At 70.2% G+C, this 22,225-nt stretch carries 14 protein-coding genes; 8 read left to right on the top strand and 6 right to left on the bottom strand.

The window, feature by feature from the left end; translation table 11 throughout:
• Positions 1–271: 271 nt before the first annotated feature.
• Positions 272–4,180 carry an MYXO-CTERM sorting domain-containing protein gene (locus WME95_RS05895; protein WP_437907452.1) on the top strand — a complete coding sequence of 1,303 codons (3,909 nt, stop codon included), beginning with the start codon at positions 272–274 and terminating at the stop codon, positions 4,178–4,180.
• A gap of 239 nt (positions 4,181–4,419) precedes the next feature.
• Here WME95_RS05895 and WME95_RS05890 read toward each other — a convergent pair whose 3' ends face one another.
• On the bottom strand, positions 4,420–4,953 hold the full coding sequence (locus WME95_RS05890) for a hypothetical protein (protein ID WP_437907451.1): 534 nt from the start codon (positions 4,951–4,953) through the stop codon (positions 4,420–4,422).
• 244 nt (positions 4,954–5,197) lie between these two features.
• Here WME95_RS05890 and WME95_RS05885 point away from each other — a divergent pair, with 244 nt between their 5' ends.
• Entirely contained in the window at positions 5,198–6,961 is a 1,764-nt protein-coding gene (locus tag WME95_RS05885) for a hypothetical protein (protein ID WP_437907450.1), read from the top strand.
• An 11-nt stretch (positions 6,962–6,972) separates the two neighbouring features.
• On the top strand, positions 6,973–8,544 hold the full coding sequence (locus tag WME95_RS05880) for a hypothetical protein (RefSeq protein WP_437907449.1): 1,572 nt from the start codon (positions 6,973–6,975) through the stop codon (positions 8,542–8,544).
• 54 nt (positions 8,545–8,598) lie between these two features.
• On the opposite strand, the gene WME95_RS05875 is transcribed toward WME95_RS05880, so the two are convergent.
• On the bottom strand, positions 8,599–9,357 hold the full coding sequence (locus tag WME95_RS05875; protein ID WP_437907448.1) for a type IV pili methyl-accepting chemotaxis transducer N-terminal domain-containing protein: 759 nt from the start codon (positions 9,355–9,357) through the stop codon (positions 8,599–8,601).
• 240 nt (positions 9,358–9,597) lie between these two features.
• Here WME95_RS05875 and WME95_RS05870 point away from each other — a divergent pair, with 240 nt between their 5' ends.
• Positions 9,598–11,397 (top strand): serine/threonine protein kinase, encoded by a 1,800-nt coding sequence (locus WME95_RS05870; RefSeq protein WP_437907447.1) that lies wholly within the window; start codon positions 9,598–9,600, stop codon positions 11,395–11,397.
• A gap of 25 nt (positions 11,398–11,422) precedes the next feature.
• On the opposite strand, the gene WME95_RS05865 is transcribed toward WME95_RS05870, so the two are convergent.
• Both WME95_RS05865 and WME95_RS05860 read right to left on the bottom strand, forming a co-directional pair.
• A complete protein-coding gene (locus WME95_RS05865) occupies positions 11,423–12,217 on the bottom strand; it encodes an alpha/beta fold hydrolase (protein ID WP_437907446.1) in 795 nt (264 codons plus the stop codon).
• Positions 12,218–12,444: 227 nt separating this feature from the next.
• Positions 12,445–13,131 (bottom strand): YqiA/YcfP family alpha/beta fold hydrolase, encoded by a 687-nt coding sequence (locus WME95_RS05860; RefSeq protein ID WP_437907445.1) that lies wholly within the window; start codon positions 13,129–13,131, stop codon positions 12,445–12,447.
• 66 nt (positions 13,132–13,197) lie between these two features.
• On the opposite strand from WME95_RS05860, the gene WME95_RS05855 reads away from it, so the two are divergent.
• Together WME95_RS05855 and WME95_RS05850 are read left to right on the top strand one after the other, a co-directional pair.
• On the top strand, positions 13,198–13,668 hold the full coding sequence (locus WME95_RS05855) for an N-acetyltransferase family protein (RefSeq protein ID WP_437907444.1): 471 nt from the start codon (positions 13,198–13,200) through the stop codon (positions 13,666–13,668).
• A 316-nt stretch (positions 13,669–13,984) separates the two neighbouring features.
• Positions 13,985–15,271, top strand: coding sequence for an MFS transporter (locus WME95_RS05850; protein WP_437907443.1), 1,287 nt, complete (start codon positions 13,985–13,987; stop codon positions 15,269–15,271).
• 173 nt (positions 15,272–15,444) lie between these two features.
• On the opposite strand, the gene WME95_RS05845 is transcribed toward WME95_RS05850, so the two are convergent.
• Entirely contained in the window at positions 15,445–17,064 is a 1,620-nt protein-coding gene (locus WME95_RS05845) for an aspartate:alanine exchanger family transporter (RefSeq protein ID WP_437907442.1), read from the bottom strand.
• A gap of 87 nt (positions 17,065–17,151) precedes the next feature.
• Positions 17,152–18,984, bottom strand: a complete 1,833-nt coding sequence (locus tag WME95_RS05840; RefSeq protein WP_437907441.1) for a phosphoenolpyruvate carboxykinase (GTP) — start codon at positions 18,982–18,984, stop codon at positions 17,152–17,154.
• 401 nt (positions 18,985–19,385) lie between these two features.
• Here WME95_RS05840 and WME95_RS05835 point away from each other — a divergent pair, with 401 nt between their 5' ends.
• Both WME95_RS05835 and WME95_RS05830 read left to right on the top strand, forming a co-directional pair.
• Positions 19,386–19,784 carry a PAS domain-containing protein gene (locus WME95_RS05835; RefSeq protein ID WP_437907440.1) on the top strand — a complete coding sequence of 133 codons (399 nt, stop codon included), beginning with the start codon at positions 19,386–19,388 and terminating at the stop codon, positions 19,782–19,784.
• A gap of 859 nt (positions 19,785–20,643) precedes the next feature.
• Positions 20,644–22,206, top strand: coding sequence for an RICIN domain-containing protein (locus WME95_RS05830; protein WP_437907439.1), 1,563 nt, complete (start codon positions 20,644–20,646; stop codon positions 22,204–22,206).
• The last annotated feature ends 19 nt before the right edge of the window (positions 22,207–22,225 follow it).

Here is a 22,225-nt window from a genome sequence, read left to right as displayed (position 1 = left end):
ACCGGCCGCACAGGCTCGATGATGGGGGCGCGGCTCCTGCGCAACGCCGGTCCACGCGTAGCACGGTTCGACCGCCATCGTCTCTTGCGCGCCAGACAGCATCACTCGTACGGTTCGCAGGTCGCACCACGCCCGCGCCCCTCTCTCTGGACATCGCATCTGTTCCTCGTTCCCCGAGGGGCCTGACATCCCCTGTCGATCCGCCGCGAGGCGCTCGCCCGGGAGGCCGCGCGTTGCGCGCCGGACCGACCGCGTTTCGCTGGAGATGCCCATGCCGCTCGCCCGAACGCTCGACGACGCCCCCCTCCGCCCCTCGGCGCGGCGCACGGCCGCCGCCCCCCTCCTCGTCGCGCTCGCCTTCGCCGCCTGTGCCGGGCACGATCCCGCCGGGACCGAGGCGGGCCGAGCGCCGTCGGAGGGCGCGCCGGGCGCCTCCTCCGCGCCTGCCGCGGCGCCGGTGCCGGCGCCGCACGCGCCGCCGTCGTTCGATCTCGGTCAGGTCATCGAGCGGATCCACTTCGCGTTCCGGCCCGACACGGAGCGCGCCGCGACATGGACCGGCGGCCACGCGACGTACGCCGTGCGCGCCGACGCCGACGGGTTCCGCGTCGCCCCGGTGGCGCGCGACGCGGACGCGCCCCGCATGGGCGCCGCGGCGGTGTTCTCGACCGTCGCGATCGGCCGCGCTCTCGCCGCCGGCCCCGGCACGCGCGCGCCGCACGGCGGGCCCCGCGCGGCGCGCGAGCCGGGCGAGCCGGCGCGCGCCACACGCGTCGCGCGCGTCGCTGACGACGGCCACCTCGTCGTCGCCCGCGCCGGGGTCGCCGAGCACCTGCGCAACGGGCCCGCCGGCGTCGAGCAGAGCTTCGAGTTTTCCGCCGCGCCGGCAGGGGACGGGGATCTCGTGGTGCGCGTGCGGGTCGACGGCCTCCGCCACGCCGGAGCCACCGAGGGCGGCCATCACTTCATCGATCCGGCGAGCGGCCTCGGGCTGCGCTACGGCGTCGCCACCTGGATCGACGCGCGCGGGACCGCGACGCGGGTGCCGGTGGCGTGGGATGCGGCGGGGGAGCTCGCGCTCCGGGTGCCGGAGGCGCTCGTCGAGACATCGGCGTATCCGGCGGTGCTCGACCCGATCGTCTCGCCGGAGCTCGCCATGGATGAGCCGATCGCGGGGCCGTCGCTGGGCGCCCAGAGCGACGCCGCGGTGGCGTCCGACGGGACGAACTTCCTCGTGGTGTGGTCCGACTGGCGGGGCGATCTCACGACCTCCTCCGACGGCGCCGACCTCTACGCGGCGCGGATCGCCCCCGACGGCACGGTGCTCGATCCGCGCGGCATCCCCATCAGCACCGGGCCCGGCGCGCAAGAACAGCCGGCGATCTCGTGGGACGGGGCGAACTACCTCGTCGCCTGGAGCGACCACCAGACCGGGACCAATTCGCAGGTCTACGCCACGCGGGTGAGCCCCCTCGGGTCGGTCCTCAACCCCGGGGGCATGCTGCTGAACCCGGGCTACAGAGGCGGCGGCTCGCCGAGCATCGCCTTCGACGGCACGCGCCACCTCGTGGTGTGGATCGGAGTGCCGCCGGACAGCGCGACGAGCTCGCTCGTCGGCACCTTCGTCACCCCCGAGGGGGTCGCCACGATCGCGCCCGCGTTCACCGGCATCAGCGGCAGCAGCCCGGTCGTCGCGTCGGCGAGGGGCTCGTTCGTCGTGGCGTGGTCCAGGTACAACAGCGGCACGCTGGACTACGAGGTGCGGATGTCGCGCGTCTCCGCCGCCGGCGGGATCCTCGACCCGGCGGGGATCCTGGTGGGCACGGGAACCTGCCCTCGCCTGGCGACCGATGGATCCCAGTACGCCCTCGCATGGGTGAGCAAGTGGGGCTCCGTCGGGCTGACGCGCCTCGACGCCGAGGCGACCCGCCTCGACACGACCTTCGTCGACTCCGAGACGCTGGCGGACTTCACCTGTGCCGCCGTCGCCTTCGACGGATCGAACTACCTCGTCGGCTGGCCGACGGACTCGCAGCAGATGACGATCCAGCGCTTCCCCACCGCCGGGCCGCCGCTCCCGGGGACGATCGTCGCCGGGCAGGCGAGCCAGCAGACGAGCCCCGCGATCGCGTCGGGCGGCGGACGATCGCTGGTCGTCTGGCGGCGCCCGAGCCCGTTCGGCCGCCCCCAGCCGCGGGAGCTCACCCTGTCGCGGATCGCCGCGGACGGGGCGCTGCTCGCGCCGAGCGACGTGCCGCTGACGCCGGGGTCGAACCGCCAGCTCGCGCCGGACGCCGCGTTTGACGGGGCGAACTACCTCGTCGTCTGGGACGACACGGGCGCCGACGGCGATCGCGATATCTACGGCACGCGCGTCTCGCCGGCGGGGGAGATCCTCGATCCGAGCGGCATCGCCATCGCCGACGCGCCCGGGGAGCAGGCCGCGCCCCGCGTCGCGTTCGACGGGGAGAACCACCTCGTCGTCTGGCAGGACGACCGCAACGCCGCGGCCTCGCTGACCGACATCTACGCCGCGCGCGTGACCCCGCGCGGGGAGGTGCTCGCCGCGAGCCCGCTGAGCGCCGCCTCCGCAGCGCAGACCTCGCCCGACGTGGCGGCGGGGGGCGGCGCCGCCCTGGTCGCGTGGACCGACGGGCGCAACGGCGGAACGAGCATCTACGCGACCCGCGTGGAGGGCGGCCGCTCGATGGACGGGAGCGGCTTCGGCGTCACGGCGCGGGGGGGCTCCAAGCCGGCGGTCGGCTTCGGCGGGGGCCAGTTCCTCGTCGCCTGGCGGAGCGGCGGCGTGATCGTCGCGAGCCGCGTCGGCGTCGATGGTCTCGTGCTGGACCCCACGGTCATGCAGCTCTCGGACAGCGCCGCGTCGGCCCCGGACGACACCAGCCCCGGGCTCGCGTTCGACGGGGTGAACCACCTGGTCGTGTGGCTCCATCCGAACTCGTACAGGGTCCAGGGCCGCACCGTCCCGACGTCCGGTCGACCCGGGGAAAGCTTCCAGATCCACTACGCGCAGAGCCAGCAGTTCAGGAGCGTGACCGCCACCTTCGACGGCGTGACCCCCGTCATCGCCTGGGAGCAGGTGACGGGGCCCCAGTCCGTGATCGTCGCAGCCCGGCTCCTTTCAGGCGGCGCGCTGGCTCCCCCCGGCGTCTTCGCGATCGAGAGCGCGTACGGCCCCGCACGCGGCCCCTCCCTCGCCACGAACGGCGCCGGGCAGTCGCTTGTCGCGTACGCCCACTTCGACCCCGCCGCGGGCGTCGGATCGTACCGAGCGCGCGGCCGCATCATCTCTCTCTCCGAGCGCGGCGCCGCGTGCTCGAGCGCGCACGACTGCGTGACCGGCTTCTGCGTGGACGGCGTCTGCTGCGACAGCGCGTGCGGCGGCGACGTCCGCGGCGACTGCCAGGTCTGCAGCGTCGCTGCGGGGGCGGCCGTCGACGGCGAGTGCACGCCGCTGACCGGCGTGGCGTGCGACGACGGCGCCATCTGCACGACCAACGACACCTGCCAGGCCGGCGTCTGCGTCCCGGGAACCCCGGTCACCTGCGCGCCCCCCGATGCCTGCCACCAGCCGGGGACCTGCAACACCGCGAGCGGCCGGTGCCGCTACGCGGAAGCGCCGAACGGCACCGCGTGCGACGACGGGGACGCGTGCACCCAGACCGACACATGCCAGAGGGGCGCCTGCGTCCCGGGAAGCCCGGTCACCTGCGCGCCCCCCGACGCCTGCCACGAGGCTGGGACGTGTGATCCCGCGACAGGCGCGTGCTCGAACCCGGAGCGGCCCGACGGTGCGCCCTGCCCCGGCGGCACCTGCGTCGACGGCCTCTGCAACGACTCGGTGGGCGGAAGCGGCGGGGGGACCACGAGCGGCGCATCGGCGGCCTCGGGCGGCGCATCGGCAGGCTCGGGCGGCGTAACCGCGGGCTCAGGCGGCGGCGCAGGCGCTGGCGGCGCGACCGCGGGCTCAGGCGGCGGCGCAGGCGCTGGCGTCGCGACCGCGGGCTCAGGCGGCGATGCGCCGGGGGCAGGTGACCCGGACGACAGCGACGGCGGCGGATGCGGGTGCCGCACGACGCCGGCCGCACCGGCCGCCCACGGGGCGCCGCTCGCGCTCCTGGCGCTCGCGTTCCTCACGCGGCGGCAGCGGCGTTCCTGAAGCACCGATCGCGTTGTTCGAGCGAGAGATGAACCGCCATGACGCCAAGGACTCCAAGTGCCTCTCTCTCCCTGGCGTTCTTGAGTTCCGGTAGCGCACGTCATCGGAGCGACAGAGCATCTGCTCGCAGGCGAGCGGAAGATCGCAATCGAACAGATTGATGTGCTGCTGGACGACATCGCCCACCGTCTTGGCCTTGGCCAGCGCTGTCGGGGATGGCGGCCGAGGTGGGGGGTTCTTCACTCCAGCACGATGCTCACGCTCTTCGTGCCCTCGTATCCGTCGCCGCGCACGGTCACCGTGAGCCCGAGCTTCTGACCTTCGAGGGTCTCGCGGTCCCACGCGAAGGGGTGGTAGAGCGCGCCGTCCGAGACCAGGAAAGAGCCGGTCTTGATGAACTGGACGTTGAACTGCGCGGCGGCGATCCCCTCGGGATCGCTGGCGAGCGGGCCCTCGAGCTCGTTCGCGAGGCGCACCACATGGCACGTCTCCTCCGCGTCGCCGGGCAGAGCCTCCACCTGGACCCAGGGCGTGATCATCATCGAGCCTTGATTGCCGAGGATCAGTCGCACGCCGGCGCCGTCGTCGTAGGGCACGAACGTCCCGGACGACGCGTCGCCGATGTCGACGGCGCGGGTCTCGGTGAAGGCCTCGCCGAACAGCGTGGGACAATCGCTGGCTTCCTCGGGGATCGACGGCTCAGGGTCGACTGGGCCACACCCGGAGAGGGACGCGAGAAAAGAGAAGGCGGACGGTAAAAGGCAGGATCGCATTGCGCGCGCAGAGCTCCGAAAGAAGCCGGGACGAGACGGACAGGAGAGACGCCGGCTCGCAGAGGCGCGAGGGCGAGGGCGAGGGCGAGCTGTAGCACGCCGGGTGCGGAGCAACCTCGGCGAGCAAAGCGCGTACGACTGGCACGCGCGCTGCTATCGGCTCGCGGCGATGCTGAACTCATCACGGCGAAACGCCGGTCGCCCCGCAGAGGCTCTGACGTTGGTGTCGCGGTCACGACAATCTGTGTCGCCTCGATTCGCGGTCCTCCGCCAGCCCCTCTTCCTCGGCGCTCTGGCGCTCCTGGTGGTCAACGACCACCTCCTGAAAGGCGCCGGGCTCTTGCCAGGCGCCCTCACCGGCAAGCTCAGCGACCTCGCCGGCCTCGTGGTCGCCCCCGTCCTCGCAGCGGCGCTCGTGGACGCACGCACGTCGCGCGGGCGAGCGCTGGCGTTCGCGGCCGTGGTCGCGCCGTTCGCGGCGATCAAGCTCTCGGCCGCTGCCGCGCAGCTCCTCGTGGGGCTCGTGGGGCTCGCGGGGATCACGTGGCGTATCTGGCAAGATCCGACGGACCTGGCCGCGCTCGTGGTCCTCGTCCCGGCATGGCGCCTCTCGGCGCGCGCGGCGTCCCGCCGGGAGCTCTCGGCCCGGAGCGCCGAGGAAGGCTCGCGCACCGCCTGGGTGCTCGAGCGCGCGATCCTGGGGGCGTCCGCGGTCGCCTGTGTCGCGACCGGCACCCCCGCACCCGAGGGTTATTTCACGGACGCCTATCTCATCAATGCCACGCCCGGGACCGTGGACGTTCGCGTGCGCTGGGTGGACGCGTCGCTCGATTGCTCCGCCGTCACCTCCGGCGATCCGACACGCATGTTCGGGCCGAGCGCGTTCAACCTCGGGATCACGTACCGGCTGGACCCGCAGGACACGCTCCCGCTCAACAGGACCGAGGCCCACCGCGCCGCAGGCAACTTCGAGGAGACGGCGCCGACCTCGGAAGGGCGTTGCGAGGTGGTGCTTCTCGAGACGGATGGACTGCGGCCTGTGATGGCATGGTGGTCCGATCTGCAAACCGTCATGATTCCGCAGAAGGTGAACGACGACAGCGATTTCTGGAAGGACGCGGAGACGGTGGCGGGGCGCGTCGCGCTGAAGCCGGACACGATGGTGGCGCCCGGACAGGTGAAGACGGGCGCGCTGCAGACGAGCGTCGCCCCCTCGGCGTGCGCTGGCGCGCCTCAATCGTCCTTCCAGTGGGCCGGCTCCTGGTCGAAGCAAGTGGTCGGCGAGATCGCGAACATCGATGCACTGTCGGACGGCTGCATCGAATTGACCATGAACTACCGGCGGCTCGGCCCCGGCGATGGCTCGGGCGGCGCTGGCGGCGCGGGTGCTGGCGGCGCCGGTGCTGGCGGAGCCGGCGGCAGTGGCGCTGGCGGCGCGGGTGCGGGTGGAGCCGGCGGCAGTGGCGCTGGCGGCGCGGGTGCTGGCGGAGCCGACGTTGGTGGCGCTGGCGGCGCGGGTGCCGGCGGCGCCGGCGGCGAAGGTGGAATGGGCACCGGCGGCGAGGGCGGCGGCGAGCCGGACCCGAGCTTCACCCCTCTGACTCACTACCTGTGCATTCCGATCGAAGACTTCCCGTTCTCGGCGGGCGAAACGGTGCAATGGTCCGACGAGGGCGACCACCTCGAGATCTCGGCCACCGACTCGGCGAAGCGGCTCGAGGTCTATCCCAACGTCGTCGAGCTCCAGCTCGAGGGCCTCGCTGCCTCGATCGAGGCGACCGCCTGCGAGGGCGACCGGCTGGGCTGCGGAGCCTACGTCACCGACGCGGTGGTGGCGGTGCAGAGCGGCGGCGCGAAGACCCTGCTGAGCCCTGGAGACGCCCTCGAAGGGCCCAACTTCCGCGTGCGGGTCGGCCGCGCCGAACGCGTGCTCGCCGGGCGTGACGAGTGCGACGCGGGCTACCAGACGCCCAACGCGTCCGCGGATCTGTTGATCGCTTACGAATAAGGAGAAGCCCTATGTCGTCGAAGATGAAGCTGGTCTCACTCGGTCTCTGCGCCGCCGCCGTCGGTTGCGGCACCGACAACGTCGGCGAGGGCAGCGGCGTCCCCGCAGGCTCGGTCAACGTGGCCCAGGGCGGGGCGCAGGACATTTCCCAGTTCCGCGCGATCGTGAAGGCGGGGAAGGTGCCCACGCTCGACACGCTGGATCCGGTCGGGTTCTTCGCCGAGCACGCGATCGACCTGCCCGACGCCGACTGCGGCAAGGACGTCTGTGTTCACCCGTTCCTCGCGGTGGCGCCGCGCTTCAACGGGGGGAACTGGACAATGGCCTTCGTCGCGATGAACACCGGGGTCGCCCCTTCGACGCTGGACAGGCCGCCGGTTCACCTGGCGATCGCCGTCGAGAACAGCCGCTTCGCCGGGATCGATGAGGACGCGCTGGACGCGGGGATGCGAGGGCTGCTCGCGAGCCTCCGTCCCGAGGACCGCGTCAGCGTCATCCGCTATGGCGAGCGGGTCGAGCGCCGCGCCTTCCTCGCAGCGCCGGAGTCGGCGGAGCTCGCGCGCCTCATCGCCGACGAGCGCCTCGGCGCCGGCGCCGGCGAGCTCGTCGGCCTCTACCAGGGGATCGCCGCCGCCGAGAACGCGTTCGAGGAGGGCGACGCGGCGGGCTTCGAGGGCGCGCGCCGCGTGCTCCTGCTCACGAGCGGGCACGCGACCAGCGGTATCACCGATCCCGACCGCATCCTCGGTCTGGGCGAGGCGCTTGTGGAGAAGGGCACGGCGTTCGGCGTGATCGGCGTGGGCGAGAGCTTCCTTGTGAAGATCCCGTCGGCGCTGGGCTCGATGGGCGCGGGCACGTACGCCTACGCGCTGAGCCCGGGCGACCTCGGCGGTTTGCTCTCGGAGGAGGGGAAGACCACGCTCTTCCCGCTGGCAACGGACTTCAGCCTGGAGGTGACCCCATCCGCCGGCTACACGGTGGGGCGCATCTACGGGACGAAGCGGGCGACCGCCAGCGCCGCGGGGGCGGCCCTGGAGATGCCGGCGCTGTTCATCGGCCAGCGCGACGGCGCGACCGACGTGGGCGGCAGCCGCCGCGGCGGCGGTGGTGGTCTGTTCGTGGAGCTCCTGGCCGACGCGTCCGTCGCCGACGACATCGGGCCGGACAAGGCGGCCTTCGAGGTGACGGCAGGCTGGACCTCGGCGAAGGACGGAGCCGCGCAGGACGTCGACACCACCCTGCTCAACGCGCTGCCTCCCGGGCAGAACCCCGACTCGAGGTGGTGGAACATCTCCGACGGCGGCTCGGGAAAGCCGTACATGATGCTGAACATGTACCTGGCGCTGCGCGGCGCGCTCGACTTCTACCAGGCGGGCGACTGCCGGCGCTCGCTCGGGGTCATCGAGATGATGAAGCCGCCGATCGGGGCGTGGCTCGGGAAGTACCCGGACACGGACATCCAGGACGACAACAACCTGATGCTGATGTTGCGACAGAACATCGAGGACGCCTGTCGTGCATCGCAGTCGTCCACGGAGCCCACGCCCCCCCTCGACTTCGACGGCGGCTGCGGCTGGCTGTGACCGCCCCCTTCGCCCTCTGAACGCCGCTCGGCGGTCATGGAGAGCCGATGTGCGTCACGGCTGTCCGATACCAGCGATCGCCCGGAGCGCCTGGACCGTGTTGTCGAGGTGCCCCCTGGCCTGCACGAGGTGGCTGATCGTCCTCCGGATCTCGCGCACCGCCGGGCGGAAGATATAGAGCCCTTCGAGGAAGAGGACCCCCAGGGTCACACACAGCAGGATCAGCTCGACGAGGCGGAGCCGCTCGATCCGCGCGGTCGCCTCGTGAGCGTACTGAGAGACGACCCGGTCCATCCCGCTCAGGAAGCCCGGCTCCGCCGCGAGGATCGCGCCGACGATCGGCTGGATGGCGGCCGCCTCCACCGGCTTTTCGCCGCCGGCGCCCACCGCGGCGAGCAGATCCTTCCCGTCCCGGAGCATGCTCTGGTGCAGCGGCTCGATCGCCTGGAACATGCGGGTCACCTCCGGCGTGTTCTTCCCCGGCAATCCCATCCCCGGATCGCCGTGCTGGAGCGCGCGATGAGACCGCTCCCAGAGCGCCATGGCCTGCGCCAGCTCGTCGGCGCGGCCCTTGCGCTCGGCGGGGTCGGTGGTCACCTGGAACGTGAGCGCGGCCTTGCTGAGCCGCTGGCTGAGCATTCGCTGGCGCCCGGCCACGTTGACGACGTGCGCGTCGCTCGTCTGCTGGTTCAACGCGTGCTGCACGAGGAGCTGCGCCACGACCGACAAGAGCGCCACCGCGCCGAGGGCGCTGACGTACAGGCGCGTCAACCGGCGGGTGGGTGCCAGGAGCTCAGAGGAAACCTGCGCCATTGTTCTCTCTCCATGAGCGAGGAGGGAGACACTACCCGAGCATCGGAACGAACGTGTATCGCTCATGTTTCCGCAGAGTGCTTTGCGCGCTGCCCAGCGCTCCGCGGTTTCAGACGGACGCGCTCAAATAAGCTGACATCCCATGACCGCTCCATGGTAAGACTCGCCTGAGAGCGCTCCTCGCGAGGCCCCTTTGCGCTGGCCTTGCAGCAGCGTCCACTGGAACCAGGAGAATGTCTCATGCAAGAGCGTACCGCGTTGGCCGCGGGCGGCGCGCCGCCGAGCGCGGCCGGAAACGCACCTGAGCTCTTGCCGAAACAGTTCGGCAAATACACGCTCCTGTCGAAGCTCTCGGCAGGGGGCATGGCGGAGATCTTCCTCGCGCTGCATCGCTCGTCCTTCGGCTTCGAGAAGCTCGTGGTCATCAAGCGCATCCTGCCCTCGATGAACCAGGATCCGTCGCTCATCGACATGCTGCTCCACGAGGCGCGCATCGCGGCGACGCTCTCGCATCCCAACATCGTCCAGACGTTCGACGCCGGGCAGGTGGACAGGACGTATTTCATCGCGATGGAGCACATCCACGGCGAGGACGTCGGCTCGATCGTGCGCGAGGCGGCGGAGCGCGACCCGGGAGGGATCCCGCTTGAGCACGCGCTCAGCATCATCCTCGGCGTCTGCGCGGGGCTCGCGTACGTCCACGACAAGCGCGGCCTCGACGGTACGCCGCTCGGCATCGTCCACAGGGACATCTCGCCGCGCAATGTGGTCGTGAGCTACACGGGCGACGTGAAGATCGTCGACTTCGGCATCGCCCGGAGCGAGCTCGGCGACGTCGAAGAGCAGAGAGAGAACGTGCTGATGGGCAAGTTCGCCTACATGGCCCCGGAGCACGTGGCGGGGGATCGCATCGACCATCGCGCGGACATCTTCGCCGCCGGCGTGGTCCTGTTCGAGATGACGACGGGCAGGCGGCTGTTCAAGGGCGGCACCCAGATGCGGACGCTCCTCCAGATCCACGGCTCGGAGTACCCTCTCCCGAGCGCGATCAAGCCCGGTTATCCGAAGGGGCTGGAGAAGATCGTCCTGCGCGCGCTCGAGAAGCGGCGCGAGGATCGTTACCAGTCTGCCCGCGAGATGCACGCGGCGATCGAGGAGCTCATCCGTGACGAGCGCATCCCCGCCTCGCCGATGGGGCTCACGGCATGGATGGAGTCGCTCTTCCGGGACAAGCTCGCTCGCCACAAGGAGGCGCTCCTGGGCGTCAGGCAGCTCATCGACGTGATCGCGGCGCAGCAGCAGCGCTGGTCGCTGGAGATGAGCGGCGGCGCGACCGTCTCCCAGAGCGGCGTCCCGACGAGCACGAGCCCGGCGACCCTGAGCAGCCCGCCGCCGCTCGCGGGCAAGGGAGGTGTTGCGGCGTTCATCCCGGCCGCCAGCGCGCTCGCGCTCGTGCCTGGGTTCCTCTACATGCAGGGGCAGCTCTCGGAGCGGCACGCCGAGTTCATGACGATGGTCCACGACGCCCAGGCGAGCCGTCAGGAGCCGCCCGCGCCGGTCGAGGCGAAGGGCTCGCTGGAGATCACGAGCAAGCCCGAGGGCTGCACGTTATGGGTGAACGGCGAGCGTCACGCCGTCGCCACGCCGGCCAAGCTCCACGGGCTTCCGCTCGGGCGTGAGCTCCACATCAAGCTCACGAGAGACGGATACAAGCCGTACCGCACGGCCGTGAAGCTGAGCGACGAGGCGCGCTTCAAGGAGATCGTGGCCGAGCTGGACAGGCTCACGGCGACGGTGGTGCTCTGGGTCGATCCGCCGGCCAACGTCGTCGTCGACGGGAAGCTCTGGAAGGGCAATCGCACGAGGATCGAGGGGCTCACGGTGGGCGAGGGACACCGCCTCGTGCTGTCCGCCCCTGGGCATGCCTCCAAGACGCTGATGGTCAACGTGGAGCCGGGAGAGATGAAGACGCTGAGCGTCCGGCTTCCGAAGCTCGGCGCGCAAGCGCCGGTGGAGGAGCGCGCCGAGGGCGCGCAGTGACGCCGCGCGCCGCGCGTCTCCCTCGTTATGCCCGGATCATGTGCAGCTCGCCCGGATCATCGCGCAGGAACGCGAGCGCCGCGCGGGCGAACGGCTCCTTCCACTCGCCGAAGATGGGGCCGTGTCCGCCGTTGGGCAGGATCCACAGGCAGGAGCGCGGGATGGCGCGGTACATCTCCAGGGCGAGCTCGGCCGGGTAGAACGGATCGCGGTCGCCGTTGACGATCATCGTGCGCGCCGTGATGGTCGACAGGTGGGGGGGCGTGAAGCTCATGTCGTCGTGGCTGGCCGCGAAGCGGCGCGGCTGATTCCACAGCGCTCGGATCTGCGCGTCGCCGAGCTCGTGGCGGCTCCTCATGTCCCGCCATTCCTCCTCGGAGCGGCCCTCGTCGGAGGCGAGGCGCATGATCGCCCTGGCCTGCTCGGGGAAGTACGGTGCGGGGGCCACGAGGACCATCGACTCGACGCGGTCCGGCTGCTGCGTGGCCAGGTGCAGGAGGCACTTGGCGCCGAAGCTGAGGCCGATGGCCCGGAACGTTTTCACCCCAAGATGGTCGAGGAGGGCGAACACGTCGGAGGCGCACTGACGGATCGTCAGCGAGCCAGCCGGGTTGGTCGAGCGGCCGTGGCCGCGCAGATCGGGGGTGATGACCGTGTGTCCACACCCGAGCTCCGCGAGGTCGAACACGTGAGCCCAGTCCCTGCTCCCTCCGGTGAAGCCGTGGAGCAGCACGAGCGGCGGCCCTTCGCCGCGGAGCTCGTAGTACATCTCGATGTCGTTGACGGGCGCGGTGCGCCCGGTGGCCGTCGCTGTCGCCATTCGCTCCTCCGATCGCTCGACCGCGGCCGATCCGCGGCCGGTCGCCCACGATCTGTAAGCGGCGCGCTCCGCTCTTGATAGCTGTGCTCTTTTCGCATAGAATGCCAATCGGCTGGTGAGGGGACGTCCAGCCGGCGGTTCACGCGGGGCGCGCAGAGCTCGCGGATCGTGCTGAATTCGCTGAACAGACGCTCAGCGTCCGCGGTCCTGCCGAGAACGGGTGTTCGTCAGCCGCCGACGAAATGGCGCAGGAACTCGTCCGCCTCGCGGAGGATGCGCGGTATCGAGGCGACGAGCTCGTGGCCGTCGTCCACCTCGATGAGCCGCACATGCCGCTTGCCTGCGGCGAACGTCCGCGAGAGCTCGATGTCCACCACCTCGTCGCTCCGGCCGTGGACGATCAGCGTGGGTACGCGCACGTCCGGCCAGCCCCCCGAGCGCTCATCCACCTCGGCCGCGTCGGCGGCGAAGCCGAAGTCCACCCGGGCTCGCTTCTTCTCCGCGTAGTCGTCGACCTCGAGCCATCCCCGCTCCTCCCACGCCCGGAAGCCCTCCTCGCCCAGCCGCAGCCGCCATCGCTCCATGATCCGGAACGCGGGCGCGAGCAGCACCAGCGCGCACACCCGCGCGTCCTCCTCGGCGACGCGGCACGCGGTGAGGCCGCCGAGGCTCGATCCCATCACCACCGCCCGGTCGCGCTCTCCGCCGATCGCCTGCTTCACGGCGCCGATCATCGCGCTCAGGCGCAAGCGCTCGAACGAGGGCACCCGCAGGTTGAGCCGCTCGAGGGCCACCCCGCGCTGCTCGAAGTGCGCGGCGATCCGCACGCCCTTGGTCGAGCTCGGGCCCGAGGCGAAGCCGTGCAGGTACAGCCAGCGCGGGCCGGCGGCGGAGGGCGGCGTCGTCATGGTCATGCAGGCAGGGAGCCTACTCCCTCCACCGCGGCGCGACGATGCGGTATGAGGCGCCGGAGAGACGCCATGATCCGCCCCGCCACCGCCGCCGACATCCCCACCATCGCCCGCCTCATCCGGATGCTCGCCGAGTACGAGCGGCTCGCGCACGAGGTCACCTTCGACGAGCGAGAGCTGGAAGCGCACCTCTTCGGGCCGAGGCCGGCAGCCGAGGTCGTCCTGGCCGAAGCGGAGGGGATCCCGGTGGGATTCGCCCTCTTCTTCCAGAGCTTCTCCACCTTCCTCGGCAAGCCCGGGATCTACCTCGAAGATCTCTTCGTGCTCCCGGAGCACCGCGGAGGAGGCCACGGCAAGGCCCTGCTCGTGCACCTCGCGAAGCTCGCGGTGGAGCGCGGCTGCGGGCGCTTCGAGTGGTCCGTGCTCGACTGGAACGAGCCGGCGCTCGGCTTTTACCGGAAGCTCGGCGCCAAGCCCATGGACGAGTGGACCGTCCACCGCCTCACCGGCGAGGCGCTCGCCCAGCTCGCGCAGGGCTGACGCGCGCGCCACGGGCATTGCTCGTGGCGGCGCAGCCGAGCACCACCGGCTGCTGCTGGAGCAGCAGCGGCCGCGACCCCTCGGCGCGCTCCCGGCCTGATCGCGGCCGAGGCGCGCCGTCCAGACGACCACCGCGAGCGCGGGGATCGTGGTACGGATGTTGCGGGTCATGGGGAATTGCGAATCGCCCATCCCACACGCCGCGTGTGCTGATACCGGCGGCGCGACTCCTGGACTCGGTCGCGACATGCCCTAGTGCTCATCGTGCATGAGCGAGAGTCCACAACGCCCCACCGGGGCCGCCGCAGGCGCCGAGATGTCTTCCAACAACCTCACCGGGCTCGGCGTGCTGCGCCACCGGAGCTTCGCGTTCTACCTCGCGGCCAGGCTGCTCTCCGCGGTCGCGGTGCAGATGCAGAGCGTCGCGATCGGCTGGCAGGTCTACGCGCTGACCGGCGATGTCTTCGATCTGGGCCTCATCGGCCTCGCCCAGTTCGCGCCCTTCTTCGCGCTGATCCTCTTCGCCGGCCAGGCGGCGGATCGGTTCGACCGGCGCCGCATCATCACGGTCGGCCTCGCGGTGGAGCTGCTCTGCTCCCTCCTGCTGCTCGCGTTCACGGTGTCCGGTCTGACGGTGGTGTGGCCCGTGTTCGCGGTGCTCGTGCTGTTCGGCAGCGCGCGCGCCTTCATGATGCCGGCGCAGCAGGCGATCCTGATGAACCTGGTGCCGCAGGACAGCTTCAGCAAGGCGGTCGCGCTCAGCTCATCGAGCTTCCATGTCGCGGTCATCGTCGGGCCGACGCTCGGCGGGCTCCTCTACCTCGCCGGGTCGACGATCGTGTATTCGATCGTCGGGGCGCTGCTCCTCGTCTCCCTCGTGCTCATGAGCCTCGTGCACGCGACCCGGCAGGCGAGGCGCCCCGAGCCGACGTCGTGGAGCGCGGTGCTGGAGGGGCTGCGCTTCGTCTGGTCGAAGCCGGCGGTGCTCGGCGCCATCTCGCTCGACCTGTTCGCCGTGCTGTTCGGCGGGGCGGTCGCGCTGCTGCCCGCGTATGCGCGCGACGTGCTCCACGCCGGCCCGACCGGCCTCGGCCTGCTCCGCACGGCGCCGGCCGCGGGCGCCGCGATCACCGCCGGGGTCCTCGCCTTCCGGCCGATCACGCGCCAGGTGGGCCGCTGGATGTTCGGCGGCGTCGCCGTGTTCGGGCTCGCCACCATCGCCCTCGGGCAGACCCGGAGCTTCACCGTCGCGCTCATCGCCCTGTTCCTCGTCGGCGCAGGCGACATGGTGAGCGTCTATATCCGTCACATCCTCGTGCAGTTCGAGACGCCGGACTCCATCCGAGGGCGGGTGAGCGCGGTCAACGCGGTGTTCATCGGCGCCTCCAACGAGCTCGGCGAGTTCGAGTCCGGCCTCACCGCCAGCTGGTTCGGCCTGCTCCCCGCCATCCTCCTCGGCGGCAGCGCCACCCTCGTGGTCGCCGCGCTGTGGGCCCTCGGCTTCCCCGTGCTCAGCCGCATGGACCGCTTCCCCCACGCGAAGCGAGATCCCGAGGAGAGCGCGGACGGCGGCGGAACGACCGAGGCCACCGCGACGACGTGAGGCGGACAGATCCCCTCGATTGTTGGCGTTCTTAGAGAGAAAGAATTGAACAGGGAGGCGGGGAGGCGGGAGATGAATGGGATTCAACTCCTGGTCTTCCCGCATGCCTGTGAATCTCCCTACGTCGCGCCCCGGCGCGCCGTGCGCTGACGACGCGTCGTCGAGGGGCGACCTCAGGCCAGCACGGCGAGCAGCTGCGCGATGAGGATCTTGCCGATCATCGCCAGCGGATACACAAGCGCGTACGCGACGTACGTCTCCTCGGAGCGCTGGGACAGCTCGAAGGCCGCCGCCAGCGTGGCCGGCTGGGTCTGCATGCCGCTCGCGCCTCCGAGCGCCGCCACGACGCCCGCCCCGCCCCAGCGCCGCATCAGGACCAACGCCAGCGCGCTGGTCGTCACGGTGACGCAGGCGCCTATCGCGATGATGGCCAGGCCCTCCCGGTTCATCAACCCCGCGAGCTTGCCCCCCGCGTTCACGCCGACCCCCGCCAGAAACAGGAGCAGCCCGATCTCTCGCAGGCTCAGGTTCGCCTCGTACGGCAGCGCCCACATCAGCTTGCCTGTCCGCCCCAGGCGACCGAAGATCAACGCGGCCACGAGCGGCCCTCCGGCGGTCCCCAGCGTGACGGACGTACCGAAAATAGGGATGGGCACCCGCGCCAGCAGCAGGCCGACGCAGAGGCCCACCGCCAGCGCGACGTAATCGACATCGATCTCGCGCTCCGAGTCGCCGAGGAATCGGCTGAGCTCGCCCAGGCGCTCGACGGGCGCCACGACGCGAAGGCGGTCCCCCAGCTCCAGGCGCAGCTCGTCGGAGGGGATCAAGTCGAGGTCGGCCCGGCGCAGGCGCGTCACCTGGGCGTTGAAGCGACGCGCGAGGTCGAGCTCCCCCAGCGTGAGCCCGACGAACTCGCGCTTCGAGACCAGGACCCGGCGCATGTCGACCCTGTCGCGGCGCAGCTCCAGACGCTCGCTCGCGACCCTCCCGAAGAACTCGATGGCGGATTGAATCGACGAAAGGGTGCCGACCACCGTGATCACGTCCCCCGCGTGAAGCACCGTGTACTTGTTCGGGACCGAGTCGACCTCACCACGCCGAAGGCGGGAGACCACGACCCCGAACTCGTCGCGCACGCGCAGCTCCCCGATCGAATGTCCCAGCGCGCGGGGGTTCGTGACCTCGACGCTCCTCGACTCGATCGCGGCGCGCGACGCGGCTTGCCGCGCGACCTCGCCGGCGAGCTCGTCGCGGCGCCACTTCGCGAAGCCACGTCCGAGCAGGAGCGCCCCCAGCACACCCACCGGGTAGGTCAGCGAGTAGGCGAGCGCGGGGATCGCCTCGAGCGCAGTGCCGGAGAGCCGGCCGCTGACGGCGCCGAGCGCCGGTGTATTGGTCAGGGCCCCGCAGAACAGGCCGGCGATCTGCGCGCGGTTCAACCCGAAGAGCCAGCCCGCGACACACGCGAGCAGCGCCCCCCAGACGAGCGCCGCGGCGCACGCCAGGTTCATCCCCAGACCGCGGCTGCGCCACGCGGCGAAGAAGCCGGGACCGCTGGTGAGGCCGACGCAGTACACGAACAGCAGCAGGCCGAGCTCCTTGATCTGCGGCGCCAGCTCCAGCTCTCCCAGAGGGTGCAGCCAGGCGCTGAGCCCCAAGCCCGCGAACAGGACGCCGGCCATCCCGAGCCGCAAGCCGCGGTACTCCAGCCGGCCGAGCGCCAGCCCGAGCAGGATGACGGTGAAGAGCAGGAGCAGCTCTTCTCTCGCCAGGAGCTCATGCAGGCCGGTCATCGCGTTCCTCTAGAGCGAGCCCTCCCGGAGCGGTGCTCCAGCCGGAGCGCCGCTCCTCCGCGAGGCGCCTCCCGCAAATCCGCGGCTTCACGTCGGATCGTGCGCGAGCTCCCACCGCGCCGGGCTCCGCCACAGCCGCGACTTGAGCAGCTCTCGCTCGAACACGAACTCCTTCGGCAGTCGATCCAGGAACATGTCGAACAGCTCCTCATGCAGACGGACCTCCGCCGCCGCCGCGTCGCGCGAGATGCTCATCAGATCGTAGAACGTATCCTCCGAGAAGCTCAAGCCCTCCCACGGCAGATCGTCGTGGCGAGGCATCCAGCCCAAGGGGCTCTCCACGCCGTATCCTTGCCCGTGCACCCGCGCCAGGATCCACGACAGCACGCGCGTGTTCTCGCCGAACCCGGGCCAGACGAAGCGGCCCTGCTCGTCCTTACGGAACCAGTTCACGCGGAAGATGCGCGGCGGGTTCGGCAGCTTGCGGCCGAAGTTGAGCCAGTGCGAGAAGTAGTCCGCCATGTTGTAACCACAGAAGGGCAGCATCGCCATCGGATCGCGGCGCATCGCCGCCTGGCCCACGGAGGCGGCGGTCGCCTCGGAGCCCATCGTGGCCGCGAGGTACACGCCGTGGCTCCAGTTGAACGCCTGGAACACGAGCGGCATCTCTTTGCTCATGCGACCGCCGAAGATGAACGCGCTCACCGGCACCCCCTTGGGGTCGTCCCAGCGCGGGTCCACCGACGGGCACTGCACGAGCGGCGCGGTGAAGCGGGCGTTCGGGTGGGCAGCGGGGCGCCCCGCGTCGGGTGTCCAGTCCTGCCCGCGCCAGTCGATCAGGTGGGCCGGCGGGGTCTTGGTCATGCCCTCCCACCACACGTCGCCGTCGTCCGTCAACGCCACGTTGGTGAAGATCGTGTTACGGCTGATCGCCGCCATCGCGTTGGGGTTCGTCACCTCGTTCGTCCCGGGGGCCACGCCGAAGAAGCCCGCCTCGGGGTTGATGGCGTACACCTTGCCGTCCGGGCCCGGCTTCAGCCACGCGATGTCGTCGCCGACCGTCGAGATCTTGTAACCCGAGAGCGCCTCGGGAGGGACCATCATGGCGAAGTTCGTCTTGCCGCACGCGCTCGGGAACGCCGCGCAAACGTACGTCTTGGCGCCGCTCGGCTCTTGAACTCCCATGATCAACATGTGCTCGGCGAGCCACCCGCCGTCGCGCCCCATGACCGAGGCGATGCGCAGAGCAAAACACTTCTTCCCGAGCAGCGCGTTGCCGCCGTAGCCGCTCCCGAAGGAGATGATGGTGCGCTCCTCAGGGAAGTGCGTGACGTACGTGTTCTCGGGGTTGCACGGCCACGCGACGTCCTGCTGCCCGGGCTGCAGGGGCACGCCGACCGAATGCAAGCACTTGACGAAGCGCCCGCTGTCGCCGAGCACGTCGAGGGCCCCCTTCCCCATGCGCGTCATGATACGCATGCTGACCACGACATAGGGCGAATCGGTGATCTGCACGCCGATGTGGGCGATCTCCGAGCCGAGTGGCCCCATGCTGAACGGCACCACGTACATGGTCCGGCCTCGCATGCAGCCGTCGAACAGCCCGTTCAGCTTGGCCTTCATCTCGGCCGGCGCCATCCAGTTGTTCGTGGGCCCGGCGTCATTCGGGTTCAGCGAGCAGATGAAGGTGCGGGACTCGACGCGCGCGACGTCCCGCGGGTCCGACCGGCTCAGGTAGCTGTTGGGCCGCTTCTCCGGGTTCAGGCGGAGCAGCGTGCCGCTCTTCAGCATGGCCGCGATCAGCTCCGTGTTCTCTGCCTCGCTGCCGTCGCAGTAGCGGACAGACTCCGGCTTGCACAAGGCGACCATCTCGCTGACCCAGGCGAGGAGCTGCGGATGACGGGTCGGAATGCTGGACATGATCGAACTCCCTCTGCGACGTGACTCACGACAGACCAGTTCTCAAGAATTCAACGCCGGCAAGCTCGACATGCGAGGCGTCACGCCTGAGCCAGATGCATGACGCGTACCGTCAGCTAGCAGGGCGGCTCGCAGGGCGGATGGACGTCGCCCTGCCCCGCGCTTCCCCCCGCGCTCGCGCGAGCCGTGCTCCTGCTGCGCCGAGCGCGCAGAATTCGCGCCGGTTCATCCGGGCGCGAGGCGAGATCGCGGCGAGCGCGCGGGGCGAGCCGCTCGACCCCGGGCGGCCCCCCTCCCCTGCCCGACGACCCGATGCGGTCGCGCCGGATTGTCACGCTCCGCGGCGTCCCCTACCCTGGCGAGCGTCCGTCGGGGGGCAGCGCACGCCGGGAGGTTCTTGGATGGATGATTCGGAGGAGCGGTCCACAGCCGGTGAGTTCGAGTTCGATATCGGGGTGTTCAATCTGGATGAGCGCGGCCTGGACGCGCAGCCCTTCGGGATCATCCGGCTGGATCGCGAGGGCACGGTGCTCTCCTACAACCTCTACGAGGAGCGTCAGGCGCGCCGGAATCGCCAGGACGTCATCGGGAAGAACTTCTTCACCGACATCGCCCCCTGCAGCCGGGTGAAGAAGTTCCACGGGCGCTTCCTGGACGGGGTCGAGCGGCGCGAGCTCAAGGCCACCTTCGGCTTCGTGTTCCACTTCCCTCACAAGACACGGCACGTCGACGTCTCCCTGTTCTACAGGGCGGCCGCGCGGCAGCAGGACGATGCGGTCTGGGTGTTCATCCGCGGTTGACCGCCTGATGGCCGGGGTACTGGCAGCGCGCGGAGAGAAAGGGGCGGCCGCAGGCAGTCAACGGGGGGCCGCCCTTGCCATGGAAGCGCACGACCAGGCTCAGGCCTCCGCGGGCATGGAGAACCAGAACGCCGAGCCCACGAGCTGACCGCGCCGCCTCAGCTCCTCACGCTGCGGTCCGTGACTTGTCACGGTACAACCGTGACTTGTCACGGTACAACCCGTGACTTGTCACGGTGCAACCCGTGACAGGTAGCGGCGCATCGGTCTGCATTTCCAGCTCGGCCGCGCCTTTTCCGCACGGAGCGTGATGGCCGGACGACCCAGGCCATTGCTGAACCTGGCACGAGGCGTGCGATAACCTCCGGGCAGCGGCCGAGGAGGACCGTTGTTCACGACGACCGCGAGGCATCGGGCATCGGGCCTCCGGACGACGAGCGCCCCGGCAGACGTGGCAGCCAGCGGGCAGGCGACACGGCTGCCACGAGCCCGAGCCGCGCCGATCGTTTGGCTCACGGGCATCGACAACAGAACCCGTGTGTCGATCTACGTGCCACGAGCACCGGAGCGGAGCCCAAACACATCGATCGAAGCGATATCACCAACGACGAATATTAAGACTCCGAATGGCTTCCGCGAAATGGGAGACCCTGGGATTGCATGGAATCGCACGGGCGCGGTCAGCGCCGTTCAGGTCGAGCTGCTTGATCAGGGCAAGAGACCAGGAAGAGCAAACGCCATCCCGCGCACCGAGGCGTGAGCGGCCGCCGTTGACCGCGCCTCCGGACCCTGCGAGGCTTCCGATCCCGCGGACGCCACCAACACCGCAATAACATAAGGTAAAATCTTTCAAGGAGTCATGTTCATGCTGCATTCTATGACCTCACCCGGGCGCCGCGGGATCCGCGTCGCCCGTTCCGCCCTCTCCGGCTCGTTGCTGGCCGGCGGGCTGCTGACCGGATGCGCGGTTACCGAGGAAGACGGCTCCCCCGCCGGACCCGAGGACACCCTCGTCACCGCGGCCGCCATCACGAACACGGACTTCACCGACGGCAGCGGAAGGATCCGCATCCGGGTGAAGACCTGCGATCCCACGGCGGCTGCTACGACCAATTGCGCCTATTGCACCGCCGACGATGGCTGGGTCCGCATCGGGGGCGGCGCGCAGATCCTGGGGGAGAACAACCCCGGCGCCATGCTGCAGGCATCCTTTCCCAGCCCGAACTTCTTCACGGCAGCCAACGACTTCGGCTGCACGGGCCCGGCGGGCCATTCGCCCCCGCGCCTTGGGATCGATGACAAATCGACCTGGGTGGTGAGGGCCTCCGGCGCGACCCATCAATTGCAGGCCTATGTCATCCAAATGCAGCTCGTCGATGCCGCCGGTAACGCCTTCACGCCCAGCGTCACCGAAGGCTTGGACTACGTGACAAACGCCGTCAATCCCCCGTCCAATTACACCGTCGAGACCCCGGAGTCCTGGCTCCTTGACGGTTACTTCCTGATCGGCGGAGGCGCGCGCGTCCTCAGCACCAACCCGGCCGACAGCGTCACCGCCGCCACCGATGCGTACCTGGTGGAATCGCGGCCGGTGGACGGCCCGAACGGAAGGGTCTGGCGCGCCAGCGCCCGGGCCCGAAGCTCTCCGGCCCATGACAATCCGCTCAAGTCGTACGCGATCGGGGTGAAAGCCTGCCCTCCCCAGTGGGACAGCTGCCTCACCTATCCCATGATCAAGGAAATCACCGCGGCGGCGACCTCCGGCTACGGCACCGCGACCTACACCATCAGCCCCTCCTGGGTGGGCTCGAGCGTGGGCGGCTATGCCCCCACCACGAGCTCGGGCGCGCGCTTCCTCGCCGATCTCATCCCCTTCAACGGAACCGCGAAAGGGTTCACCGTGCGCAGCAGGGATGACGGCACGGGGGGATCGGGGCAAACCTTCGGCTCCACCTTGGTGTTCGGCCATCTCCAGGGCCTGTATACATTCAATGCGGTGTTCTTTTCGCGCGGCGCGAATCCCGCCATCCTGAGACGCCCCACCGGAACGGACCCCCAATTGCAAGCCGCCTATTCCACGGCCGATCAACCGGCGACCCGCTGGCACCTCGAAGCCTTCGGCACGGGCACCTTCCGGCTGCGGAACGGGAACCCCGATGGGGGCACGGAATGCGCCTACCGCGACGGTACGACTTCCAACGTGCGGGTCAAGGCCTGCGGGACCGGCAACGAATTCATGTGGACCGTCATCGGCAACTTCCCCAGCTCGAGCACGTTCCAACTGCAGAACGCGACCAATGGTCAATGCCTCGACACCAACGGGAGCGCTACCCCGACCAATATGGTCCTCAAGCCATGCGTCACCACGGGCGATCCCACCTACCAGTTGTTGTACGTAGACAATTACAATTGGCCTAATTGATCCCCATGGTAGCGCGCCG

Origin of the sequence: Sorangium sp. So ce327 (genome assembly GCF_051530205.1) — a bacterium.
Taxonomy (GTDB): domain Bacteria; phylum Myxococcota_A; class Polyangia; order Polyangiales; family Polyangiaceae; genus Sorangium; species Sorangium cellulosum_B.
Note: the sequence above shows the minus strand (reverse complement) of the source record. Positions and strands in the feature narration are given on the sequence as shown.